Source organism: Desulfofundulus sp., from assembly GCF_049701015.1.
Taxonomy (GTDB): Bacteria; Bacillota; Desulfotomaculia; order Desulfotomaculales; family Desulfovirgulaceae; genus Desulfofundulus.
The window spans coordinates 1-7215 of the sequence record NZ_JBNATZ010000126.1 but is presented as its reverse complement, the minus strand read 5'-3'; the positions used below and the strand labels follow the sequence as shown (position 1 = coordinate 7215).

4 protein-coding genes and 1 tRNA gene are annotated in these 7215 nt (G+C 56.0%); 4 read left to right on the top strand and 1 reads right to left on the bottom strand.

What is annotated here, in order from left to right:
* The 4 genes from ACPLUI_RS08815 to asnB form a co-directional block, all read left to right on the top strand.
* Positions 1–1741 (top strand): tetratricopeptide repeat-containing glycosyltransferase family 2 protein (locus tag ACPLUI_RS08815; RefSeq protein ID WP_424659894.1); only part of this gene is annotated, 1741 nt, incomplete at its 5' end.
* Positions 1738–3222 carry a glycosyltransferase gene (locus ACPLUI_RS08810; protein ID WP_424659893.1) on the top strand — a complete coding sequence of 495 codons (1485 nt, stop codon included), beginning with the start codon at positions 1738–1740 and terminating at the stop codon, positions 3220–3222. The genes ACPLUI_RS08815 and ACPLUI_RS08810, both read left to right, overlap by 4 nt.
* A 15-nt stretch (positions 3223–3237) precedes the next feature.
* Positions 3238–4803 (top strand): glycosyltransferase, encoded by a 1566-nt coding sequence (locus tag ACPLUI_RS08805; RefSeq protein ID WP_424659892.1) that lies wholly within the window; start codon positions 3238–3240, stop codon positions 4801–4803.
* A gap of 204 nt (positions 4804–5007) precedes the next feature.
* The gene (asnB, locus tag ACPLUI_RS08800; RefSeq protein ID WP_424659891.1) at positions 5008–6852 is read left to right on the top strand and encodes an asparagine synthase (glutamine-hydrolyzing); all 1845 of its coding nucleotides are present in this window, start codon (positions 5008–5010) and stop codon (positions 6850–6852) included.
* A gap of 114 nt (positions 6853–6966) precedes the next feature.
* Here the strand turns inward: asnB and ACPLUI_RS08795 are convergent.
* Positions 6967–7042, bottom strand: a tRNA-Glu gene (locus tag ACPLUI_RS08795).
* Positions 7043–7215: the final 173 nt, after the last annotated feature.

The window sequence follows — 7215 nt, the reverse complement described above, 5'->3', positions numbered from 1 at the left end:
AGCGATGATCGTGTGCAACGAAGAAGCAAATCTGGCCGCCTGCCTGGATAGCGTTAAGGGGGTGGTCGATGAAATAGTCATTGTGGACACGGGTTCAACGGACCGTACCATAGAGATCGCCCTCCAATACACCGACAAAGTCTACCGTTACCCGTGGCACGGCGATTTCAGCGCCGCGCGCAACTATGCCCTTGCCCGGACTAAAAGCGATTGGATTTTGTCCCTTGATGCCGACGAAGAACTGGATACCAGTCCGGGCGATCTGCGCTCGCTTATAAACAACAACAGCGGTTACGAGGCCTTTTTCCTGCCTCTTCATAACCGGACAAATGAAAATCCTCATGATTACAGCCGGTTTTTCGTCCTCAGACTGTTTAGAAACAAGGCCTGCTACCGCTTCCAGGGGGTCATCCATGAGCAGGTGGTGATCAGCCGCCCGGAAGCGGTAGGCACAGCACAGGGCCCGGTTATCTGGCACAGGCCTTTACCAAAAAGAGAGCGCAACCGCAAGCGGGGCCGCAACCTGGCCTTGTTACGGCGGGCGGTAGCTGCGGATCCCGCCAATCCCTTCTTACAGTATTACCTGGGAGTGGAATGGTTGGGCCTGGGTAAGGCCGGACGGGCCCTCCCGTGTTTTGAAAGGGCGTATAAGTGCCTTGAGGAGGGGCATATCCTGTTCCGGGCACCGGCCGTGCGTTACCTGATTGCCTGCCTGAAAGCACTGGGAAGGCTCGACGAAGCGATATGCATATGTTTGGAAGAAACTCACCGGTACCCGTTCTACACCGACCTGTTTTTCGACGGGGGACTTCTCTTTGAGGAAAAAGGGGAGTATGAAATTGCCATCAGGTGGTTTAAGGAAGCTTTAAAGTGCGGCCCGCCGCCGGTCCTGTTCGCTCACACGAGCGGCACTGAAAGCTTCCTGAGCCTCTACCACCTGGGCTACTGTCACGAAAAGCTGGACCGGGTTGCACAGGCAAAAGATTATTACGAGCAGGCCCTGGTCTCAAATCCTGCTTATATTTATCCACTCTACAACCTCTTCCTGGTATATCTGTCTGAACAGGGACCCGGGGGAGCCTTTGATTACTGCCGGGCTGCGGGACATCTGAAACACCCCCAGCGGGCGGCAGTACTGGCGGATCTGTTCTACGAAGCTGGTTTTGCGGACCTGGCCTGTGCCTGCCTTGAAGAAGCAGGTAAGGAGCAAGATTTTCCCACCGGAACCCGTGCCCGCCGCCTGGCGCGATTTTACACGTATGCCGGCCGGGTTGACAGGGCGCTTTCACTCATCAACCACATCCGGGATGAAGATATTAAAACAGACTTTGACCTGGCTGTCGATGAAGTGGTGGCACTGGTTCTAAAGAATGACTTCAGCATGGCCAGAAAAAGGGCGCTTTCCCTCTGGCGCAAGCCGGAAGAAAGAGGTGCAGCGTGGGCGTTATTCAACCTGATTGCATTGTCCGCCGGCAAAGCGGTGTGCGGCCTTCCGGAAAAAAGCCGCGAGCCACAGGTTGTCAAAACGTTGCTCGCCGTCGTGGAAAATTGCCTGCGCAGCTGCCACGGAACCGGCTTTGCCCCGGGATATCAGCGGCTGGCCACACAGGCAATGCGATTTCTGGTGGAACTATCACCACGAAGCTGTAATGCTCTCATTACCTACCTGCAGGAAAAGGCCTGCACCGTCCGGCGCATGCTGGACTGCCGGTTTGGCCCGGCCAGGGGGCTTTTCCCATGAACAAAGGGCTAACTGTGAGCTTATGCATGATCGTTAAAAACGAAGAGGACTATATCGCCTCCTGCATCCAAAGTGTTAAGCACCTGGTGCAGGAAATCGTCGTGGTCGATACGGGCTCCACCGACCGGACGAAGGAAGTGGCCGCCCAAAGTGGAGCCAGGGTTTTTACGTTCCCCTGGGGTGACGATTTCGCGGCCGCCCGCAATTACTCCCTGGACCAGGCCACGGGCGATTGGATCCTGGTCCTGGACGCCGACGAAATACTGGCTCCAGTTACACAGGGAGAGTTTGCCAGGCTCCTTGACGCACCGGGTGTAGAAGGGTATTTCGTGAAAATCCGCAGCTACCTGGGCAACGGCAAAGGGATAGCCGAGGACCAGGTGGTACGGTTGTTTAGAAATAAACCCGCCTATCGTTTTGCCGGAGCCATCCATGAACAGGTGGCAGGAGCGATAAAAAAGCATAACGCAGGAGGGGGCCTCGCCTGTTCGGACCTGTTAATCCACCACTTTGGCTATCTCGACCGGCACTTACAGAGCAAAAACAAGCACCAGCGTAACATTTGCGTAATCAAAAAGGCCCTGGACGATAAACCCGGTGACCCTTTTCTTTTATACAGCCTCGGAATCGAACACTTACAGTGTGGGGAAATCAAAAAAGGCATTGAACAGCTCGAGAAGGCCCTGGCCTCCATGCGCGGGAACGAGGGTTATTTCCGTGATTTGCTGCTCACGCTTTGCCTGGGGCTTTTCAGAACCGGTCAAAAGGGCAGGTTGAAATTTATGCTTGACGGGGCCCTGTCCATGTTGCCCGCGGACCCGGACCTGCACCTGGTCAAGGGGCTTCTTGCCCTCCGTGACAGCAACTACCACTCAGCCATCGAGGAACTGCGTTATGCTCTCACCATGGGAGTTCAGATTCTGCCACCCCACCACATCCACGCCCTGCTCGGAGACGCCTGCAATCTTCTGGGCCTGTACGCGAAAGCAGAAGAAGAGTACTTTAACGCCTTACTCCTTGCACCGCACATGTTGTACCCGCTGACCCAAATACTGGGTTTAAAGCAGCGGGGACAGGGCAGGCTTCAATGGCAGGAATTAAGCCGGTTCGCTCCCCCATCCACAATAAAAAGCCTGTATAAAGAGCTGTGGAAAACCGGCGAGTACCCCCTGGCAATGGTCCTGGCGCTGCTTATACCGGTAGGGCAAACTGACCATAAAAATTGCCCGGAAGTAACTGAGACCTGCCGGGAATACCAGCTTATGGTGGAAAAGTACCTGGCCAACCGGCCCGGGCAGGAAACGCTGTGCAACTACCTTCTCACCGGCGCCAGCGAGATGCTTTTATACGCCAGTGCGGTGCAGCGGAACCTGGAGTGTGAGCTGTTTTCTTTCGTCCGGGGGCTGCTCAAGCTGGCCTCGTCCACTCTGGAATTGCTGGTCATGTGGCTGTGCCCACCCTGGTCACCTGCTTTTAACTAAATAGCCTGAACGTTGATGAAAGGATTGATCCGGATGCAAAGGGTGCTCATCGCCAGTCCGGTCCGACAGAAACCGTCCATACTAAAAGAATTCCTGTGGTCCCTCTCACACCTGGAAACCACGGGTCTGATAGTTGAATACGCTTTTATCGACGATAACGAAAGGGAAAGTACCCTGCTGCGGGAGTTTGCCGCCGGGAGAGAAAACGTTCATATCTTCCCCGGAGATACATCAGATCACGCTTACCGTTGCGATGAGCATACCCACCACTGGAGGGAAGATTTAATCTGGAAAGTGGCGGGATATAAAAACCGCTTTATCCAGATGACCCGGGACAACGGCTTTGATTTCTTGTTCCTGGTTGATTCGGACCTGGTACTGCACCCGAAAACGCTGGTACACCTGGTCGGGTTGGGAAAAGATATCGTTTCCGAAGTCTACTGGACCAGGTGGGAGCCGGACATGATACCCCTCCCGCAGGTCTGGGCCGGTGACCAGTACCGGCTGTATCACGTGCAGCGGGGTGAGATACTCGACGAAAAGGAGATCGCCCGGCGGCAGGAAGCCTTCCTGGAGATGCTACGGCGTCCCGGCACTTACAGGGTTGGCGGCCTGGGCGCCTGCACCCTGATCAGCCGCAGGGCAATCCTGCTGGGCGTCTCTTTCAGCGAAATATACAACCTGGGTCTTATAGGGGAAGACCGGCACTTCTGCGTCCGGGCTGCCGCCCTGGGACTGGAGCTTTATGCCGATACCCATTACCCGCCGTTTCACATATACCGGGAGTCTGATCTTGCAAAACTGAAAGAATATAAAGAGAAATACTTTCCAGCCGGCCAAGAAACTCCGCCCGGTACGGCCATATTGCAAACTGCCGGTGGAAGCAAAATTACCCTTGCCATGCTGGTAAGAAACGAAGCAGGGAGATACCTGGAGAGAGTTCTCAAGCACGCGGCACAGTACGTCGATGAAGCCGTTATCCTGGACGATGCCAGCGAAGATAATACGGTGGAAATTTGTAAAAAAGTCCTGCAACACATACCTTTGACCCTGGTTTCGAACAAGAAACCCTCTTTTCACAATGAAATCATCCTGCGCAAGCAGCTCTGGGAGCTGGTGGTGGAAACCGGACCGGACTGGATTTTGATCCTGGACGCGGATGAAATCTTCGAGGACCGTGCCGTAAAGGAACTGCGCCAGCTCGCTGCCGACCCGGCCGTTGATGTTTACTATTTCCGCCTCTACGACATGTGGGATGAGGGGCATTACCGGGAAGATGAATACTGGCGGGCTCATTACCACTACCGGCCGTTCATGGTCAGGTACATCCCGGGCTTCCCCTACCGGTGGAAGGAGACCCCCCTGCACTGCGGTCGTTTTCCCTGGAACATTACGGAGCTCATAGGAGCCACAAGCAGTCTGCGCATAAAACACCTCGGCTGGATAAAACCTGCCGACCGGCTCGCCAAATACTACCGTTACAAAAGGCTGGACCCGCTGGGAAAATATGGAGTGATGGGACAGTACTTATCCATTCTCGATCCCAAACCAAACCTGGTGGCCTGGAGCGAAGAGCCTTGAACCCTGCTGGTGATGACACATATTATTCTCCTCCTGCATAACATGAACGTGAAAACAGTTGAATCTAAAGGTTGTTACTACGGGCCCGGGCAAAGGCGCCCCCCGCAATGCAGAGAAAAATTACTGCTTTGCGAGGGCGTCTTTGTTTTCCGGGACGCTTATAGCGCAATCCGCACCAAATTTATACGGGAGGGAGAAAGTCATATGTGCGGAATTACCGGCTGGGTGGACTGGGAAGAGGATCTAACACAGCAGAAAGCGGTACTCGAGGACATGGCGGCAACCCTGGCCTGCCGCGGGCCTGACGCCGACGGGCTGTGGTTATCTCCCAGGGCTGCCCTGGCCCACCGCCGCCTGATAGTGGTCGACCCGGCAGGCGGGGGGCAGCCCATGGTCCGCTGGAAGGGGGGGTACAGGTATATAATCACTTATAACGGCGAACTGTACAACACCCCGGAACTGCGGGCCGAGCTGGAAGCCCGGGGTTACCGCTTTCATGGCCACTCGGACACAGAAGTGCTGCTTACGGCTTTTATGGAGTGGGGCAGGGAATGCCTGCCGCGCTTGAATGGCATTTTCGCTTTTGCCATCTGGGACGAGGAAGACCAGAGCCTGTTCATGGCCCGGGACCGCTTGGGAGTAAAACCCCTTTTTTACACCCGCAGAGGCAGCGCTTTTATCTTCGGTTCGGAATTGAAGGCGCTCCTGGCTCACCCGGCAGTGCAGCCCGAGGTTGACGCAGAAGGTCTGGCCGAAATTTTTGTTCTGGGCCCCGGGCGCACCCCGGGTCACGGGATCTTCCGGGGCGTAAACGAACTCAGACCCGGCCACTGCCTCGTATACGACCGCCGTGGTATGCGCATTTACCGCTACTGGGCCCTGGAAAGCCACCCCCATCCGGACGACCTGGAAACTACCGTCGAAAAAGTGGGCTGGCTTTTGGAGGACGCGGTCAGGCGGCAGCTGGTGGCAGACGTGCCCGTCTGCACACTGCTCTCCGGCGGCCTGGATTCCAGCGCCATTTCCGCTTTCGCTGCGGCTGCCTTCCAGCAAAATGGTACCGGGCAACTCCGTACTTTTTCGGTGGACTACGTGGATAACGACCGTTACTTCCGGCCCAATCAATTTGAGCCCGATTCAGATGCCCGGTGGGTGAAACGGGTATCTCAATTTCTGGGTACCAACCACCGGACCGTATTGATCGAAACGCCGGACCTGGTGGAAGCGCTGGGCGCCGCCGTGCGGGCCCGGGATTTGCCCGGTATGGCCGATGTGGACGCTTCTCTTCTGCTCTTCTGCCGGGAGGTAAAAAAAGAAGCCACCGTGGCCCTGTCCGGCGAGTGCGCCGACGAAATTTTCGGCGGCTATCCGTGGTTCCGGAGAGAGGACGCCCTGGCCGCACAAACCTTCCCCTGGGCGCTGATTAATGGAGAGCGGACCCGTCTCCTGTCACCGGAACTGCAGGCAATGATCCGTCCGGAGGAATACGTGGCACAACGCTACCGGGATACGCTGGCTGAAGTACCGCGCATCCCCGGGGAAGACCCTCGTGAAGCACGCATACGCGAAATGACATACCTGACCATCAACTGGTTTATGGCTACGCTTTTGGACCGTAAGGACCGTATGAGTATGGCCACGGGGCTGGAGGTGAGGGTGCCTTTCTGCGACCACCGCCTGGTGGAATACACCTGGAACATCCCCTGGGAGATGAAGTGCTGCGGGGGCATGGAAAAAGGCATTTTGCGCCGGGCGCTGGCAGGAGTGTTGCCACAGGAGGTGCTCCAGCGGCGCAAAAGCCCTTACCCCAAGACCCATCACCCGGCCTATGCCGAGGCTGTGCGCCGGTGGCTCCTGGACATTCTGGACGACCCCACATCCCCCCTGTTACCCTTTATCAACATCGAGGCCGTACGCCGGCTTGCACATCTGGATGCAACAGCCATGAACATTCCCTGGTACGGCCAGCTGATGCGGGGACCCCAGCTAATGGCTTACCTCATTCAGATTGACACCTGGCTCAGGAATTACCGTGTGGTGGTGCGGTAGCTACCATCGCGTAAATAAACCGGTCCAGCCGTAGCTTCTAATCCAGGGCTTACATGACTTTGAGGAGTAACAAAAAATTTAAGCCCCGTGTACAATTGCACGGGGCTTTAAAAATGGTGACCCCAGCGGGATTCGAACCCGCGTTACCGCCGTGAAAGGGCGGTGTCTTAGGCCGCTTGACCATGGGGCCACAGAACAGTTGTCAGCCGTCGGAAGTCAGAAGTCAGATTTATGACCGACCACATGTCCGGCCATAACAATCTCAAAAAATTTCTCCGACCTCCAACTCCCGACCTCTGACTTTCATTTTGGTGAGCCATGGAGGACTCGAACCTCCGACACCCTGATTAAAAGTCAGGTGCT

What these genes read in the sequence shown, in the direction of transcription:
- ACPLUI_RS08810 (WP_424659893.1), top strand. Translation starts at nt 1,738, where the DNA reads ATGAACAAAGGGCTAACTGTGAGCTTATGCATGATCGTTAAAAACGAA.
- ACPLUI_RS08805 (WP_424659892.1), top strand. Translation starts at nt 3,238, where the DNA reads ATGAAAGGATTGATCCGGATGCAAAGGGTGCTCATCGCCAGTCCGGTC.
- asnB (WP_424659891.1), top strand. Translation starts at nt 5,008, where the DNA reads ATGTGCGGAATTACCGGCTGGGTGGACTGGGAAGAGGATCTAACACAG.